The following is a 17778-nucleotide window of genomic DNA, read 5'->3' as shown; positions in this document are numbered from 1 at the left end:
CTCAACGGCCACTTTGGCTTTAAATTCCGTTGTGTGGTTCTTGCGTACATTTGCCATAGTTTAGTTTGCCTTTTTGGGTAAGGCTTTCTATCTTAACTGCTGGTCTAAAATATGGGGAGTATCATAAGATGCCCCTGCCCGTCGCGTCATAATTGAATGTAGCGAAGCGGGTGTTGTTCTCGTCAGTGATGCCAGTGAGGGCGTGGGGCAAGTTTGTACCGGCTGTGTACGCGCTTTCGTTGTAGTTATAGGTGCGTTTCTTGCCGTCTGGGTAAGTGACGCTGGCTAGGTTGCTGATGCTATCATAACCGTAAATATACTGGCTACCTGAAGGGTCGGTTAGGGTTGAGATGTTGCCAGAGGAATCATAAGCAAACGCCAAGGAGCGGTTATAGGTGTCGGTGACGCTCAGTAATTGCCCTAAGCCGTTATAAGACAAGGTTTGGGTATAACCGGAACGGTCTTTGATGACGGTCAGCTTGCCGTTAATGTCGTAACTTTCCACCGTGTCGTCGGTGGTGGTCAGTTGCCAGCCGCCGGACACTTGGGCAAGCTTGTCGGTGATGTCGGTATCAATATTGCCATCATTATCGGCATCGGCAAACCAACCTCCGCTGCCAAGCTTATAAATGATTTGCTTGCCGTTGGCATACATGACCCGAGCGATAGTGCCGCCGGCAGAGTAAATCTTGCCGTCGTAGTTATGCTGCCATTGGATACCGACACTACCAGTGGCGGCATTGACTGAGCTGTGATAGTAACGGACAAAACGTAGCTTGCCACTACCTAGATAATCGGTCTCGGTTTGGAGCTTATCGCCAGTACCGGGGTTGATGGGGTTACCTACGGGACAGTTGGAACCCGGACCAAAGTTTTTCGGGCCGGAGGTGGGGGAGTTAATGGGGCATTGGTAATATAGAGGATACGGGTCTTTAGAGCAGACCGGATATATCAGGGCAATTCTGCTATCACTGATAAACGAGTCAATCCTATCTACATCTGCATTGCAACTATAATAAGTATTAGGAAATCCCGAAGCAGGATTCGTTCCTGAAGTAATTGTATGAACTTGAGGGGAGCTATATACCCATGGTGAATAATGAGACTGTGCGACAGCAAGTGCTTGTTGACAAGCGGCAAAAACAGAATCGGCATAACCTATACCGTCTGGAAATGTAGCTAGTGTTACATTATATCTAAAGATTGATGGCTGATAATAATCAATAGCGGCAGATCGAGATTGCTACACAACCCCACACATTCCAAGTAAAATCAACAAAGTAACCTTAAGCAACCGATCAAACATAAGCCACCTCCTGACGCACGGCAATCATCACCCCGTTTGGAGCCAAACCAAAACCCAGCTCCGCCAACTGGCAATAGCCCACCCCAAACACCCGCATCAAAATTGTCCGCATATCCGATCTCGCCCCTATAAGCCATAAAAAAAACCGCTGCCGCAGTCATTATTACCCTTAAGCTTAGTACAAGAAATTACTTTAACCAAATTTTTTGAGGTGATTGTTTATTTTTGTGATGGACTTCACACTTTTACCGTCATCCTGACGCTATAAAAAACCGTCAAAAAGACTGATGATAGGCTATGCCGGACAAAGGCTAATCATTCACCTTAATCCCATACTTTTCAAACAAAGTATACAAAGTCGGACGGGTCACACCTAAGAGCTTAGCGGCATTGGAGATGTTATTATGGGAGAACGCCAAAGCCCGCTTAATCGCCAAGGTTTCGGCGACTTCACGGACGCTTTTCAGGTTGAACGGCATCGCCTCGTCGGTCACTTCGCCCAATTCCAAGTCATCAAAACCGATCAGGGCATCGTCGGCCATAATCACCGCCCGCTTGATCTTATTTTCCAACTCGCGGATATTGCCCGGCCATGGATAGCTTTCTATAGCCTGCACCGCCTCCTGGCTAAAACCTTTCAAGACCTTGTTATTCGCTTCACTAAAGCGCTTTAACAAGACATTGGCAATGGTGATGGCATCCCCGGCGCGTTCGCGTAAGGGCGGGATATTCAAGGTGATTTCACTGATACGGTAATAGAGGTCGCTTCTGAACTTGCCTTCGTCAATCAAAACCTGCAAATTTTGGTGGGTGGCGCAAATGATCCGCACATCAACCGGAATTTCTTTGCGCCCGCCAATGCGCTCTATACTGCGCTCCTGAAGGAAGCGCAACAGCTTAGACTGTAAGCCGATGGGCAAATCGCCAATTTCATCAAGAAAAAAAGTCCCTTGGTCGGCATATTCAATTTTGCCTTTAGTCTGTTGCGACGCGCCAGTAAACGCGCCTTTTTCGTAACCGAACAGTTCGCTTTCCAACAAGTTTTCAGGAATGGCCGCACAATTGACGGCAATGAACGGCTTTCTGGCGCGATGGCTTAAGCCGTGGATAGCTTTAGCAAAGACTTCCTTGCCCGTGCCGCTTTCCCCTAACAGTAAGGTAGTCGCATTGGTCGGGGCGACTTTTTCGACCATACGGGTCAGCTCCTGCATTTTTTTGCAGGCGGTAATAATCCCCGCCAATGGCTCTTGGTTAATCTGCTGCAATTGGGCATGGGCTTTTTGCAGTTCGGCAAACTGGAAAGCCCGTTCCACGATTAAATTAAGGACATCCAAATCAATCGGCTTTTGGTAAAAATCATAAGCCCCCAATGCCACCGCCTTAATGGCGTTGTCCCGGTCGTCATTACCCGTCACCACCACGACTTTACTGGCGGGTGCCAATTGCAAAATCTCTTTTAAAGTCGCCAAGCCTTCGCTGGCATTGGCGGGATCAGGCGGCAGGCCCAAATCCAAGGTGATTACGGCGGGCATAAACCGCCGCAAAGCGACAATGGCTTCTTCGCGGCTACCTGCCAAAACCACTTGATAACGGTCAAAGCCCCATTTTAATTGCGTTTGCAGGCCTTGGTCGTCTTCCACAATTAATAGCACTCTTTTCTCGGCCACGTTTATCCCACCTCTTGTGTCTGCATTGCTTAACTTAATGGGCCAGCAACCATTGTTCTAACATCACCAATAGCCAAATCATCACACCGTAATACGAAGCATGGCTAGTTTGGTGCAATTGGATAAGGTTTTTGATGTAAGCTGGGTTTAAAAAGCCGCGTTGGGCAATACCTTGTAAATTGGCTTCGGCAAATTCCTTTAGGTCTTTATCACTGCCCATCCACACCCCGAACGGCAGGCCAAAACCCTGTTTGCTTTTTGCCAAGGTCTCTTTGGCGAGGAAGTTTTTCATGCCTTGGCGGTAAAACGAACGCAGTTCAAAGCCTTGCATTAGCCATTTTGAGGGTACTGAGGCGGCAAAGGCGACCAGATTTTCCTGCAACATGGGATACTGTACCGTCACTCCGGCCAGTTCGCAGGTACGGTTGACTTTTCTTAGGTCATTATCGGCTAGGGTGTACTTATTATCTAAAAAGAGCATTTTTTTCAGCAAATCGCTATCACTGCGCCGGTAAGTGCTTTGCAGCAGTTCTAAAGGTGCGTCACGGTTGATTTGGGTAAGAAAGTCACTGGCAAAAATGTCCGCCAACGGTGTCCTATGCAGGAAATTATACGTCTCCAAGCGTTCCGGCATGGCGATAGTAGCCTGTTCGATATAACTGTTCACTTTGCGTAGCGGCGGCAGGTGCGCGGCGATAGGGGCCAGCACCGCCTTGGCAAAGCCAGGGATATGACGGTAAAGGTCAAATATTTTTTGCTTGGCATAGCGGGCGTTGCCGGCAAAAATCTCATCGCCGCCGTCCCCCGCCAACAAGCGGGTCATGCCGTGCTCATGGGCGAACTTCGCGCAATAATAGGCCGGCACAGCAGAGGCATTGCCGAACGGTTCATCATAGGCCCGCGCCAAAAGCGGGATGGCGGCGAGGACATCGGCGGGGGTGACATAATATTCATGCAGCTTGGCCTTAAAATGCGCGGCGGTGATACGCGCATAGGCCATTTCATCATAGCCCTCGGCGGCAAAGCCGATGCTAAAAGTGTCTATGGGTTGCGCCGACAGTTTTTGGAACAGGCCAACCACGGTGCTGCTGTCCAAACCGCCGCTTAAAAAAGCCCCGGTCTGTTGGTCGGGCAGACATTGTCGGGTCGCTTGCTCCAACTCATGATGCAGTTGGGCCAGCAAATCTTGGCGGCTTAGGGAACTATCCTGATAGCTTCTTTGCCAATAAAAGCGGCGTTGACTTTGCGTTTGGCTGATCTCCAAACATTCGCCAGGCTGTAATTTCTCTATGCCCGCATAAATGCTGCCGGGGCTGGGAATCACATGAAAATACAAATAATTGAAAATGCCCTGCTGGGACACTTCCGGGCGCACGTCAGGATGGGCAAGCAATTGGTCCAATTGGCTGCCAAACACCAAAAGCCCGTCTTGTTGATAAAAAGCCAAGGGGCGCAAACCTAGCCTATCGACAGCCAGCAAGGCATAATGCTGGTCAGCTTGCAGCACACAAGCGGCGAAACCGTCGGTCATTTGCTCAAGCACCGCCCGCCCCTGCCGTAAAAAACCCTGGGCCAGCGCATAAGCGGCATCATGGCTACCCGCCAGTGCCGCCAGTTCGGGGTCTTGCCAGTGCGGTGCCCCGTCTACGATGACCAACAAGCCATCCTCTTGATAAATGCTCGGCGCGGCATTAATGCCATGACCGCCCAGCCCCGCCGTTTTATAATGGCGGCGGACACTGGGGGCATCGGCTTTTAAACCACGGGTGGCATGACGCTGGGCATCCAGCAATGGGAGCGGTGCGGCGGTTGCCGTGGTTGACAGCCAACCATAAATGGAACTCATAGTAGGTCTCTAATAGTGATAAGGCAGCAAAAAACGTTGTTATTATGTCATTGTAACCCGACTTAATGAAAGCTATCAGCACGGGTTATTTTCATAAATTGCTTATAAACCCATAATAATGGCATGGATATAGCTTATTCTGAAGATGCGATCTGGTTAAAAAATCCGCCAATACCATGGTATTGGCGGATTTTGCCCCCAAATAGCGCATGGCACACACAATAATGACTATCTTTAAATTTAAAGCTCCTGAATCGGCGACATTCTTCTGATGAAAAAAAATATCAACACCGACAAACTTATATTTAGCAATTTTTCCGAACCGGACCGCCTACAAATTGACAAAGCCTTAGCAATCGTTGGGCAACTGGCGGATGACCCGCGTTATTATCGCCCTAAGGGTATCGAAGTCGCCACGATACTCATGGACTTTAACGTCGATTTAAGCACCATTCTGGCGGCTATCTTAAGCGACCCCCGGCTGACCGCCCTCAAGCTGTTGCCGCAGATTAAGGCCCAATTTGGCGAAACGGTAGCGGCTTTAGTGCAAGATGTCAATTGGCTCAATACCATCGCCATTTACTCGTTGGACATGACCGACCAGCCCAGCCAATCGGAGATATTGCGGCGGATGTTGCTGTCGATGACCCAAGATGTGCGGGCGGTATTGATTAAGCTTGCCTACCGCATTAAGCGCCTGGGAGTGTTGCCGAAAGAATCTTATGAAATGCGCCGTTTTATCGCCCAAGAAACGCTGGACATTTACGCCCCCATCGCCAACCGCATGGGCATACACCAACTCAAATGGGAGTTGGAAGATATGGCGTTCCGCTACCTGAAACCGCAATCTTATCTGCATATCGCCAAATCCTTAAACGACAACCGTATCGGACGGGAAAACTGCATAGGCCGCTTTATAGAAACGCTAAAAACTACGCTCGGCAACGAAGGCATCAGCGCCAGCATTTATGGCCGCCCCAAGCATATCTATAGTATCTGGAAAAAGATGCAGCGCAAACAACTGGGCATAGAAGAACTGTACGACCTGTTGGCGGTGCGCGTGATAGTCGACAACCTGACCGCCTGTTACACCACCTTAGGGATTGTCCATAGCCTCTGGCAAACCATCCCGAAAGAGTTTGACGATTATATCGCCAACCCGAAAGAAAACGGCTACCAATCCTTGCATACCGTTATCATTGACCCGGATGGCCGACGTATCGAAGTGCAAATCCGCACCCAAGAAATGCACGATTTTGCCGAATTCGGGGTGGCGGCGCATTGGTCTTATAAAGAAGGCGGCAAACATGATGCGGCGGTCGAAAAAAGCATCAGCTCCTTACGCAAATTGCTGGAAGAAAAAGACGATGACGAAACCCTTAGCGAACATTTCCGCAATGAGCTGTTCCATGACCGCGTCTATGTGCTGACCCCGAAAGGCAAACTCATTGATTTGGTCAAAAATTCGACCCCGCTGGATTTTGCCTATGCCATCCATAGTGAAATTGGCCACCGTTGCCGGGGCGCGAAAGTCAATGGCCGGATTGTGCCGCTGACGTATTTGTTAAAATCAGGCGAGCAAGTAGAAATTCTGACCACCAAGGAAGGCGGCCCGAACCGTAACTGGATAGACCCGAATCTGGGCTACTTAAAATCGGCTAATGCCATCAGCAAAGTCAAAAGCTGGTTTAAAAACCAGCAAGAAGCGCAGAACATTGCCGCAGGTAAAGCGATTTTAGACAAGGAAAGCCAACGCCTAGGCATTAAAACCCCAAACCTGAACGAGCTTGCCAAGCATTTCCACCAACCGGATACCGAGCAATTATTAGAATTTATCGGGCGCGGCGACATTAACACCCGCCAGCTTGCGGCTTTTTTCAAAATACCCGAATTGGAAGCCGCCAAAACGAAAACGCCGCCTGCCAATGCCGCAAAAGCGGCCGGCCAATCGGCAATATCCGTTGATGGCCTCCATCAAGTTTTAACCACATTAGCGCGGTGCTGCACCCCGGTGCCGGGCGACGACATTATCGGCTTCATTTCTTTAAAAAAAGGCATTATTGTCCATAACAAACAATGCGTGAATATTCTGGAGCTAAACCACGACAAGCAAAGCCGCCTAATCGGCGTGGCCTGGGGCGAACAAACCAACAGCTATTTTGTGCCGATCATCGTTAAAGCCTATAGTACCCGCAACCTGCTCAACGAAGTGTCGCAACTGCTTGCCGAAGAGAAAATCAATATCTCCAACGCCGCCATGGACACCCACCCGGACGGCTATGCCCTGTTAAAGATGACCATACAAATCAAAAACACCGACCAACTTAGCCGGATTCTGAGAAAAATCGGCTGCTTAGCGAACGTGATTGATGTGAAGCGTAATATTTAGCGTAAAAAAAGAAGGTGCGAAAAGTGCCTGACCACCTTACAACAAAGTGGGCAATAGCAACCTTAAAAAGGATAGGGGGAGATAAGCGGAAATGGCGCGCCCGAGAGGATTCGAACCTCTGACCTCAGCCTCCGGAGGGCTGCGCTCTATCCAGCTGAGCTACGGGCGCGAAGCCGATTATTATACCCTAACCGTTTTAAAATTACGACAACATTGTTTTAAGGCTAGCCAAACTGGCTTTGCCCCGCGCTTTGACAACCTCAGGGGCCAATTGCTTTTTATTGACCCATTCCAAATCCTCTTCCGGCAATTCATTTAAAAAGCGGCTAGGCTCGCATTCGTTGATTTCGCCATAACGCTTGCGGTGGGTGCAATAGCTAAACGTTAAGGTACGCTGGGCGCGGGTGATGCCAACGTAGGCCAAGCGGCGTTCTTCCTCTATCGCCCCGGTTTCGACGCTGTTTTGGTGCGGCAGGATATTTTCTTCCATACCGATCAGAAACACATGCGGAAACTCCAAGCCCTTAGCCGCATGTAAGGTCATTAAGCTCACTTGGTCGTTCACCTCCTCTTCCTGGTTCCGCTCCATAATGTCCATCAGCATGATTTTAGAGACGATTTCCGCCAGTGATTTGGGTGTGCCGTTGCTGTCTTTATCGGCGATGCGTTTCAGCCATTCGACCAGCTCAAAAACGTTTTTCATTTTCCGGTCGGCAGATTCTTTGGTTTTGCTGTTTTCGCGTAGCCATTGCGCGTAACCTAATTGGTCGATCATGTTTTCCATGACCACAAACGTGTCTTCGCGTTCGATACGCCCGGCAGTATCAAGCACCCAAGCATGGAACTTGCCCAAACGCAGCCGCGACTTTTCCGAAAGCTTTTGGGTCAGGCCGAATTCACTGCTGGCGGCAAACAGGCTGATATGGCGCTCATTAGCGTAAGCGCCGAGTTTTTCTAAGGTCGTAGGGCCAATCTCGCGGCGCGGCGTGTTGATGATGCGCAAAAACGCAGCATCGTCATCGTGGTTAACAAACAGGCGCAAGTAACTCAATACGTCCTTGATTTCCGCATAAGCAAAAAACGAGGTGCTGCCGCTGATAAAATAAGGGATGTTGTTCTCGCGGAAGGCGGTTTCAAACAGGCGTGACTGATGGTTGCCACGGTACAAAATCGCATAATCCTGATAACGGCTACCCGTCCTGAATTTGTGGTGGATAATTTCCGAGACGATTTGCTGGGCCTCCATCAGTTCGTCCTTATGGCTTAACACCCGCAACGGGTCGCCATAACCCAACTCGCTCCACAGCTTTTTCTCAAAAGCATGGGGGTTATTGGCAATGAGTTGGTTGGCAACTTTTAGGATGCGCCCGGTCGAGCGGTAGTTTTGCTCCAGCTTAATCACCTGCAAACGGCTAAAGTCTTTTTGCAATTGCGCCAGATTTTCCGGTTGCGCCCCGCGCCAGGCATAAATTGACTGGTCATCATCCCCGACCACCGTAAACTTGCCCAACCTGCCCGCCAACAGTTTGACCAATTGGTACTGGGTGACGTTAGTGTCCTGATATTCGTCCACCAGCAGATAACGGATCTTATTTTGCCATTTTTCCAATACCGCCGGATAGGCTTGGAACAGCAACACGGGCAGCAAGATCAAATCGTCAAAATCCACCGCGTTATAGGCTTTCAGGCTGCGGGTGTAGTCGGCGTATAAAGTCGCGGATGGTAATTGTTCGGCAGTAGCCGCCGCCACCGCTTGCTCCGGCGTGACAAAAGCGTTTTTCCATTGCCCAATGTGCAGGCTATAGCGGTCGAGGTGGTCTATATCGTGTTGCTTAACGCTGTGGTTAATCAGCGTCTTTAACAAAGTCTGCTTGTCTTGCTCATCAAATAGCGTAATCGCCGCCTTATAGCCCAAGGTCTTATGCTCCTTGCGCAAAATGTCCAAGCCCAAAGAATGGAAGGTAGACACCCGCAATCCCCGGCTGAGTTTGTCGTCCAGCAATTTCGCCACCCGGCTTTGCATTTCCCGCGCCGCCTTATTGGTAAACGTCACCGCCGCAATATGCCGCGCCGGCAAACCCTGCTTGACCAGATAAGCGATTTTTTCGGTAATCACCCGCGTCTTGCCGCTACCTGCCCCCGCCAACACTAACAGCGGATGGTCGATGGCCTTAACAGCGGCTTGTTGTTGGGGATTGAGTTTGGACATAGGGGTATTTTATCGTGGGTTTGGGGCAATAAAGGAAGCCGCTAAGGAAAGAGCGGTTTTTTGGTCGGTAGGCATTCTTTCCGTGTCTGCCGTGAGCATAACTCACCGCCGCTTATTTTTGCTTTCTTGGACAAGATTGTAAAAAAATTGGCTGGCAAATTATTTTCATATTGGGTAGAAAAATAATTTTTTAAAAATCAATAATATGATATTACAAAAGTCCGTAAAGTGAAATAGTCACTCATTTTTTGGTAATAGTTAATATTTTTTAGGGCATTTAAACGTTATAGTTGAGAACAGTTGGTTTGAGTAATGCAGTAACACAGGCGATTACGGACTTGGCAAGCTGTCTTTGCCGCAACCGCCTTTTTTTAAAGATATTTCGGAGCCAATGGCTAACCATAAAGGAGACCCCTATGAGTAATACCAATACCAGTTGCACAGTAACTAACAGCATTAGCATACCTGTCGAATATGCCAGCAGCGCCCAAACAGGGTGGGATGGCAGTATTGTCGCCATTAACGCCTATAATACAGGCAGCAATACCTATCAGGGATATGCCCAAACGCTAGCATTGTTGCCTTTCGCTAGCGGCTCAACGCTTCCAGAGAGCAGCACCAGCACTATCACTTTAGACCAAACTATCGTTGACAACAACCAAACCATAGACGTTACCCTTTATGACTTGATTTTTGCACAGGCCAATAATTTGTTTCCGGCCTTTGATACCTCAGAAATGCTGGGGTTTGTGCAACCGTATAGCTACCCGCCCATTACCGTCACGACTGCCAGCAGCAGCTCATGTGCGAACGCCTTGCTTTTTTACCAAAATATCTGCGCTTTCCCATCATCGACGTTGGCGAAAAACTTTACCCAAGTCCTTAACAGCACTAACCAATCATCCACCTCAGCCAGTGGCATCGATTCATCAGTGAACCAATTTTTTGCCGGGACCCAAGATTATCAAAATGTCACTTTCGATAGCTACATTGCCGTTACCAGCTATCTTTCCGCCTTCGCTTTTGCCTGGGCAAACTTTGCCGCATCTTATACTTATTATATGTATAAAAGTAGCGGCAACGCCCCCAGTAGCGGCACGAACCCTAGCGCGACTTCTCTGGGCACTATCACTTTTACCCAAACGGCGGGTGACGGGATACCTTCGCTCACCGACTATAACGGCGGTTACACAATTGTTTATACCGATACCGATTCAAATACAACCACACTGTATTTTTCAGCCGGACAGCTCGTGTCCAGCACAACCGAAGACATTCCTTTGATCGCATTGCAATGCAGTTATGTGGAACTTAGCCAATTTAGCGGCAATGCCAGTGATGCCGCCACCATAGTACCCATTCTTGCCGGCAGTATCAACGGCGTGCAGGCCATCGGCATTTATACCGAAGAACCCGATAATTCTAACTGGCTGACATCCATTGAAAATTTCTTTAATTCCTCGGGAATGCAATTGCTGATGCAAATTCTGGGTGTCATTATGGGGCTCAAATTGCTTTACGAAGGCTTGAGTTGGCTAAAAGGTAAGTTCACCAAAAACCAACAGGAAAATAACGGTGAAGATCCGAATGAGCAGCAAGTCGAGCAAGACCGCCAAGAACAACAAGATGCCGAAGTGGAGATGCAAGGCGAACAACAGGAGATCGCCGACCGCTTAGGGCCTGAAAATAATGTCCAAGTCCCTGAACAAAACGAGCTTGCTGACCAGCAAAATGAGCTGCAACAAGCGCAAGAAGAGGAGCAAGTTGAAGAACAAATCCAAGAAGAGGAAGAGCAACTGAACAACCAGGCCGAAGAGCTGGAAGAATTGGCCGAAGTGGGGGTTAATGAGCAAATGGAAGAGGTTGCCAACAACGAACGGGAAGAAATGGAAGAGCTGGAGAATATTAACCCTCAGGATATCCAAGAAGCCCAAAATGAATTGGAGCAAATTGATGAAGGGTATGAAGCGGACAGCGAGAGTTTGGCGAACATAGAAGAACAAGATAGCAGTGAGCTTTCTGAATCGGAACAAGAAAGCATTGATGAGGCCGAGCAAGCCCAAGAAGAAGAAGCGCAGGAGCAGGAAGAAGAAGAAAAAGAAGAAAGCGAGGCCGAAGAGGGTGATGACTTGGAGGATCTGGAAGATCTGTAACAGCACTCGTGTTTACCCCGCTGTCAATTAGCGGCAGCGGGGGGGACGCCATTTCTTAAAATATGAAGGGGTTTGTTATGTCAAGTACCGAGTCAACTGGTATTCCAGTTACCATTATTAACCAATTGGATGTTGAATTGGTTGTTTACAATTCAGTCACACCCACACCGCCCGCCAATCCGCCCAGCACCAATGCGCTGGATTATTTGCCCGTTTATACACAAATAGCGACGGTTGCCGCCAATGGTTCCACGGATTTCACAACGCCCGACGCGTTGAGCCGTTTGGTCATCTGCCAAGAAAGCGACGATTTTCCCGTGCAGCTTTTTATTCCGCCTATATTGGCCATGACCGCTTCTACGACGGTCACGGCAACCGATTTACAAGATTGCCAGAACGTTTGGGCGTTTTACCAACAATTATTTAGCCAGCCTTATTCGCCTGAAGCATTGCAATTTAATGAGCTTTTTATAGGGGTCACTGATGTCGGCACCTTAGAAGATAGCGTCGCCACCTTTTTCAATGATAACGGCTTGCCAGGTTGCACATACGACCAATTCAGCATTGTCAGTTTCTGGGCCACCAATTCGCTTTATGCTTGGGAAGGCACTTATTATTGCTATCTGCCACAAACCAACAGCAGCGGGTTTATCGTGCCGGACAGCCCTTGCGGCACACTGACGGTTACGGGTGGCCAAGCCAGCTATGTTCCGGCAAGCGGCACTGCGGGGGTCGGGGCGCTCAGTTTTGTCAATGGCTTGCTCAGTTCCCCGCAAGCAAGTTCCAGCAGCGGTTTTTATGCGAACGCCGTACCCCGCAACCTGACGTGGGAAGGCCAGTCTCCAGAAGTCGTACTGTGTTTTGTCGGTAGCCTAGACGGTAGCGATTTGACGGCCCAGCCTTACCAAAACCCCACGATGCCGTGGTGGATAGCCGCTTATAATTTGGCTTACGTCTCTTTCCAAACCGTACAATTGGCCATGCTCTTAAACATGGCCATACAGGTCTTAAGTGGCGTCGCCAATGGCATTTCTTATTTGTCATCTAAAATCAGCCAGTTCATTTCTTCAAATAATGAAGCCCTGAATGAGGTCAGCAGCAGCGCCGATTCTGTCGCCGAAGATGTGGGCGAAGAAATTGAAACCATTAACGTCGATGTCGATGTGGACGTTGATGTCGATGTCGATACCGATACCGACAATGTCGAAGATACCGACAATGTCACCGACACGGATGTGGATGTGGACATCGACATTGATATAGACATTGATATTGATGATGATGTGTTTGCCATCATCGACGTGGACGTAGATGTGGACGTAGACATCGATATTGATACGGATGTGGTGACGGATACCGATAATGTCACCGACACCGACAATGTCACCGATGTTGATACCGACACCGATATTGACACGGACGTGAATGTCGAACCCGGCATGGTCAATGGCTTAGTCTCAAAAATAGGTAACTGGATTATGGCCAAAGCCTTCCCGGCTTTGGTAAAAAATCTGGCGATTATTGTCGCGATGACTTCCGCCCAAAAACTGCTGCAAGTATGGCAACAGTCTGACGAACAAGACCTGCAAAACATGCAACCGGCACAAAGCACGGGGTTAGGGTTATTGGTCAATTACATGCTGAACGAAAATAATTCGGTGCAGACGCGCTGGACAACTTTTGCCGACTTTGTCCAGCAGACCCTGCCGGACATCGGCACCCAGCAAATGTTATTGACGACTATCGTTATGACCCAAAATACGGACGCTGACAATGCCGCTAATAGCTGGAACTGGCCTTCATCTTCCGAAACGGCGCTGGTTAACCAGATGGCCCAATACAATACCAGTGCCGATGAGTATCAAGCCTATCTGCTGTTGGCTAGTGCGACTTACAACGGCGCGGTATTGCCTGTGAAAGTAGGTTGTGATGTTGCCTTGGATTACTTGAACCAAATCACTCCGGCATCTTGATAATTTCCCCCGCCAACCAGGGACTGTTTGGCGGGGGAAATCCCCCACTTTTTGACGACAAATGGAATATTCTGTGACTGACCCAATCCTATTTCCGAGCAGAGCCGCCCATACCCGTGCATGGGAAGAGCTGGCCCACGCTATCGCCGCCAACAGCGATACTATTGCCGAAACGGCAGCTACCCCACCCGCTGTGCGTGGTGACTTGACCATCATAGGCTCCGGCATTGAAACCGTCGGTTTCGCCCTCGGCGACGAAGCACTGATCCGTGCCGCCGATGCGGTTTTTTTCTGCGTCGCCGATCCTGCGACCGTCGTCTGGCTGAAATCCATCCGTCCTGACGCTTATGACTTATATGTGCTTTATGACGACAATAAAGTACGGTACACCACTTATATGCAAATGACCGAAGCCATGCTGCATTTTGTCCGGCAAGGCCAGCGGGTGGTAGCGATTTTCTATGGCCATCCCGGCATTTTTGTCTTGTCCACGCATCGCGCCATCTTAATCGCCAAACGCGAAGGGCACCGCGCCGTCATGCGCCCCGGCGTTTGTGCCTTGGATTGCTTATGCGCCGATTTGGGTGTCGACCCTTGCCATCCGGGAATGCAAACCCACGAAGCGACAGATATGCTGATCCGTGGGCGCATCCCTGACACCAGTTTGCATGTCGTGCTATGGCAAGTCGGCTTAATTGGTGAAATGGGTTTTCGCCGTAAGGGTTACATCAATGAGAATTTTTCCGTTTTTATTGAATATCTCCAAAAATATTATGGTGACGATTATCCGATTATCCATTATGTGGCTTCACGCTACCCTACCATCGATCCGCTGATCGAAAGCTATCCGTTATCTGAATTACATGATCCTCGGGTGCAAGTACGGGTAACGGGCGTATCTACTTTTTATTTGCCGCCGAAAGATAATGCCGAAGCAGACCGCGACATGCTATACCGTTTAGGCTTGCTGAAACCGGGACAAGAATTGCGTGTCGCGGAAGGCCCATTGCGGGAAATCGGCAAATATGGCTCCCGTGAACGGAAGGCTTTCCGGGCTTTTCGGCGTTTTCAAGTACCCAAAGGTTACCAATGGCAGGAAGATACCGGTGCCAGCCGCTTTTTGATTGCTTTACGCCAAGATTTGGATTTATGTCGGCGTTATACCCATAATCCACGGGAAACCTTATCCCCGGCGGCCTTTCCTAACCTAACCGAACGCGAACGCGGCTTGCTGATTACCCGCGATCCGGGGGCTATCCAAGTGGCGGCGAAAGGCTCTTTTGTCGCCTCAATCACTAACAGGACAATGCTGACCACATTATTCCAGAAAAAGACCCTGCAATTGGGCTTACTGAAGCATGTCCGTCAGGCACCCGCCGAAAATCTTATTTCCGCATTGCAACAGTGGTCAGAGCGTAATGGCCTACCTGCTGATTGGGAGCGTATGCGTACCGATATTGACCTGTGCCTGCGTGATTGCTTATTTCCTTGGACAGGCATTTATTGTGCGGAAACCAGCGGCGACAATGCCGTGGAGCAAAATCGGCGCTTGATCGTTTTGACCGGGGACGGTAAAAAAGCCCGTTTGTCCGTTGATGGCGAACCTGTACGGCGGTTTACCTTTAAACGCGGGACATTGGAATGGCGATCTGCCTTAGGCAGGGTAGATAACGGCTATTTGCGTGTTGATGTTGATAGTCGTGGCCACCGCCGCTTGATCGGCAGTATCTGGCCACAGGGTGAAACGGTTCCGGCCGAACACCGCTTAGTCTTGACCGAAGTGCCGCTTGGCCATCAGCATCCTGCCTCTTTGGTCGGTACCCACATCCGTGACGTTAATGGCAAACGCGAGCAATTGGATATTATGGTCATGGCATCGGACGAACAGTCCCGCCATCTGGGTATCCGGTTGAATGGGGATATACTGGAAGGTGCTTTATGTTTAGAAGGACGGAAACTGACGGTAAACGGCCAGGCGTTTTTAATGGCCGGCAGCACCGCCTTGGCTGAAAACGGCCATTTAGAGCCAGTCTGGCAAAAAGATAACGCTATCCCCTATGATCTGTGCGGGGCTTATGCAACAAAAATTTTAGGTGGCGGACGGTATTTGCTGGAACTTAGCCCAGATGAGATCCGTATTGATGGGGTGCGGCCAATAACCATGGAATTGGCTTCTGGACAGGTAAGCTGGTCAGGTGGCCCTGAAAAAGTGCGGTGCGGCCAACTGACATTATTGCTGGATCCGATCACCCTGTTACCTTTTTTGTTTGGTACGGTGGAAAACCAGCTTGGTGTTCGGACACGCTGCCACGGTTTCGTACCTCCTGCCGCCGGTTTGAGCCGTGCTGGCCCGGAAATGGGCTTAAGCCAATGGCATTGGGAGCGGCTGGTCAATCTTGCCATGCGCCCAGACCAATCAGGCGGGTCTATGCTGTGGTACCAGGTTGAAAAAGCTAATCTGGCAGCCACGATTGTCAACGCCTACCTAAGCCGACGGCTACCTTAAAGGCTTGTTTAAGAAAGCGGTAGGCTAGCTATTAGCCTACCTATCCCCCATAATACAAAAAAGGTGAAGGCGCAAGTGTGGACAGATATTGACGGTATCACTACCGCAAAATTATTGGCTTATGACACCCAATGTTTCCCCTTTGCAAACTTGGCGGCTTCGGTTTTCAAAGTCAATGCCCTAGAACGGCTGCATGAAGATTGGCGGCGGCATAAAATCCGCCGTGGCCAACCTGCCGCACTGGGTTATAACGACAACTTACTGCTCCGTGCCATGCTGCAAAAATTGGATGACGAATCGGCTTTCTATAAGGTCTACCATAGCTTTGTGCGGCAAGTGATAGGGCCGGCTTTTGGCCGCAAAATTTCCTATTCCAGCCATCCGAAAATGCGGGTGCATCTGGCAGGGACACCGACAGTCAGCAAATGGCACCGTGATGCCGACATTACTGGCAGGCCCGAACAAATCAATGTCTGGCTACCTTTTACCAACACCCACGACGGCAACAGTTTATGGCTAGAATCCTATTATGGCCGTGCTGACTATCGGCCTGTCACGGTTGCTTATGGGCAAGCCCTGATTTTTGACGGCGGTTTCCTAGATCATGGCACGGTGAGCAACACCACGGATACGACGAGGGTCAGCTTGGATTTTCGTTTTGCTATTGTAGGTGCTGACCTACCGGAAACAGTACGGGCCATATTTGCCAGCCGTCCAGATAATTTACTCCCCGCTGATAGGGATAGTCCGTGTACAGGGCAAAAGTATTGATTTTAGAGAATATCTTTCTCCCGTTTGCCGCAAGCCTACTACCACCTCCAACGTGTTGTGTGCCAGTCATCTCCCTATCCATAGACTTGCTTTATCGCGTAGTAAAGGCTATAACTAACCCTGATAACTTTATCATTTCATTAGCAATTCAGGCCTATATTCAAAGTGCATTGTGTCGTAGTGATACCATTTGCCACCCCAAATAAAACCGTGCTTCTCAAATATTTCAACTATTTTCTGCGGAATCGCATTTTTATACTGCATTTTTCCGGACCATTGCCAATAATTAGAAAATTTCGTATTTATATCTATCGCTATCCCAAACGAATGGTTGCTTAATAGCTTTGTCCCGCTAATGACACGCCAATTAAACGTACCCGAAGTATTGCTAACAAATTTTTTCAGTTCAGCAGGCAGCCCGTCCAATTCTTGGGAAATTTGCTCTAGCTTACCCGCAACGCCATTGATGCGTTGAATTTTAATAATTTGCTTACTTGATTTTGGCATCCATCTCAGCGCGGTTAAATGGCTGTTGACCTCTGCTGCACTTGAGCCGTAAAGGCGCTTAAAAAATGCTTCATTTCTTATGCGCCCCGGATCAACATTGACAGCAGGTGCCCCGAATGAATGGATGCCTACCGGATAGGAGTAGGTAAACATATCTTCCAAATCGGGATGTTCTAATAATTGGTCAACATCTTTTTTCTTCTGGTCATCGTAGAGTTGCCGCTCACCCGAACGCCAAATAATATAATTATCTTTGCAGGTAACCAAATGCTCAGGATAAGTAAGGTACTCCCCATTGTCTAGACCAAAATCTCATAAGATTACGATAGAAGCCGGTTGATAAAAATGGGTTGTTTCATCTTTTTCATAACGCCTGGCTAAATACACGTCAGCGGGTGTCCGATAGCCCAATGATTGATGTAGCCGTTCATGGTTGTAAAAGTGGAAGAAA

The 17778-nt window shown here is 49.2% G+C and carries 10 protein-coding genes, 1 tRNA gene and 1 pseudogene; 5 read left to right on the top strand and 7 right to left on the bottom strand.

The annotated features are described in order from the left end of the window. Positions 1-121: 121 nt before the first annotated feature. From AADEFJLK_RS16005 to AADEFJLK_RS15995, 3 genes are all read right to left on the bottom strand, one after another. The gene (locus AADEFJLK_RS16005) at positions 122-835 is read right to left on the bottom strand and encodes a DUF6531 domain-containing protein (RefSeq protein ID WP_282957369.1); all 714 of its coding nucleotides are present in this window, start codon (positions 833-835) and stop codon (positions 122-124) included. A gap of 782 nt (positions 836-1617) precedes the next feature. Beyond that, positions 1618-2973 carry a PEP-CTERM-box response regulator transcription factor gene (gene prsR, locus AADEFJLK_RS16000; RefSeq protein WP_088619165.1) on the bottom strand — a complete coding sequence of 452 codons (1356 nt, stop codon included), beginning with the start codon at positions 2971-2973 and terminating at the stop codon, positions 1618-1620. 34 nt (positions 2974-3007) lie between these two features. Beyond that, on the bottom strand, positions 3008-4819 hold the full coding sequence (locus tag AADEFJLK_RS15995; RefSeq protein ID WP_103974932.1) for an asparagine synthetase B family protein: 1812 nt from the start codon (positions 4817-4819) through the stop codon (positions 3008-3010). 271 nt (positions 4820-5090) lie between these two features. On the opposite strand from AADEFJLK_RS15995, the gene AADEFJLK_RS15990 reads away from it, so the two are divergent. Then, a complete protein-coding gene (locus AADEFJLK_RS15990) occupies positions 5091-7208 on the top strand; it encodes a RelA/SpoT family protein (protein WP_088619163.1) in 2118 nt (705 codons plus the stop codon). Between the two features lie 92 nt (positions 7209-7300). On the opposite strand, the gene AADEFJLK_RS15985 is transcribed toward AADEFJLK_RS15990, so the two are convergent. After that, positions 7301-7377 (bottom strand) — tRNA-Arg (locus tag AADEFJLK_RS15985). Between the two features lie 33 nt (positions 7378-7410). Further along, on the bottom strand, positions 7411-9417 hold the full coding sequence (gene rep / locus AADEFJLK_RS15980; RefSeq protein WP_103974931.1) for a DNA helicase Rep: 2007 nt from the start codon (positions 9415-9417) through the stop codon (positions 7411-7413). 416 nt (positions 9418-9833) lie between these two features. Between rep and AADEFJLK_RS15975 the strand changes: the two genes are divergently transcribed. The 4 genes from AADEFJLK_RS15975 to AADEFJLK_RS15960 all read left to right on the top strand — a co-directional run bounded on the left by AADEFJLK_RS15975 (position 9834) and on the right by AADEFJLK_RS15960 (position 16820). Continuing rightward, entirely contained in the window at positions 9834-11570 is a 1737-nt protein-coding gene (locus AADEFJLK_RS15975; protein WP_088619161.1) for a hypothetical protein, read from the top strand. 77 nt (positions 11571-11647) lie between these two features. Then, on the top strand, positions 11648-13543 hold the full coding sequence (locus tag AADEFJLK_RS15970; protein ID WP_211299235.1) for a hypothetical protein: 1896 nt from the start codon (positions 11648-11650) through the stop codon (positions 13541-13543). A gap of 73 nt (positions 13544-13616) precedes the next feature. Beyond that, complete coding sequence (locus AADEFJLK_RS15965; RefSeq protein ID WP_103974941.1) at positions 13617-16049, top strand: SAM-dependent methyltransferase; 2433 nt, start codon at positions 13617-13619, stop codon at positions 16047-16049. A 75-nt stretch (positions 16050-16124) separates the two neighbouring features. Further along, entirely contained in the window at positions 16125-16820 is a 696-nt protein-coding gene (locus AADEFJLK_RS15960) for a phytanoyl-CoA dioxygenase family protein (RefSeq protein WP_198328530.1), read from the top strand. 132 nt (positions 16821-16952) lie between these two features. Here the strand turns inward: AADEFJLK_RS15960 and AADEFJLK_RS15955 are convergent, their stop codons facing one another. Together AADEFJLK_RS15955 and AADEFJLK_RS25640 are read right to left on the bottom strand one after the other, a co-directional pair. Further along, on the bottom strand, positions 16953-17594 hold the full coding sequence (locus tag AADEFJLK_RS15955) for a M15 family metallopeptidase (RefSeq protein WP_103974930.1): 642 nt from the start codon (positions 17592-17594) through the stop codon (positions 16953-16955). Between the two features lie 45 nt (positions 17595-17639). Then, positions 17640-17778 (bottom strand): annotated as a pseudogene (locus AADEFJLK_RS25640) (IS3 family transposase); the annotation flags it as partial.

This window comes from Methylovulum psychrotolerans (genome assembly GCF_002923755.1).
Classification (GTDB): Bacteria; Pseudomonadota; Gammaproteobacteria; order Methylococcales; family Methylomonadaceae; genus Methylovulum; species Methylovulum psychrotolerans.
This window is presented reverse-complemented; position numbering and strand designations above follow the sequence as displayed.

Coding starts and splice junctions, on each gene's coding strand:
- AADEFJLK_RS15975 (WP_088619161.1), top strand. CDS start 9,834: ATGAGTAATACCAATACCAGTTGCACAGTAACTAACAGCATTAGCATA.
- AADEFJLK_RS15990 (WP_088619163.1), top strand. CDS start 5,091: ATGAAAAAAAATATCAACACCGACAAACTTATATTTAGCAATTTTTCC.
- AADEFJLK_RS15995 (WP_103974932.1), bottom strand. CDS start 4,819: ATGAGTTCCATTTATGGTTGGCTGTCAACCACGGCAACCGCCGCACCG.
- AADEFJLK_RS15970 (WP_211299235.1), top strand. CDS start 11,648: ATGTCAAGTACCGAGTCAACTGGTATTCCAGTTACCATTATTAACCAA.
- rep (WP_103974931.1), bottom strand. CDS start 9,417: ATGTCCAAACTCAATCCCCAACAACAAGCCGCTGTTAAGGCCATCGAC.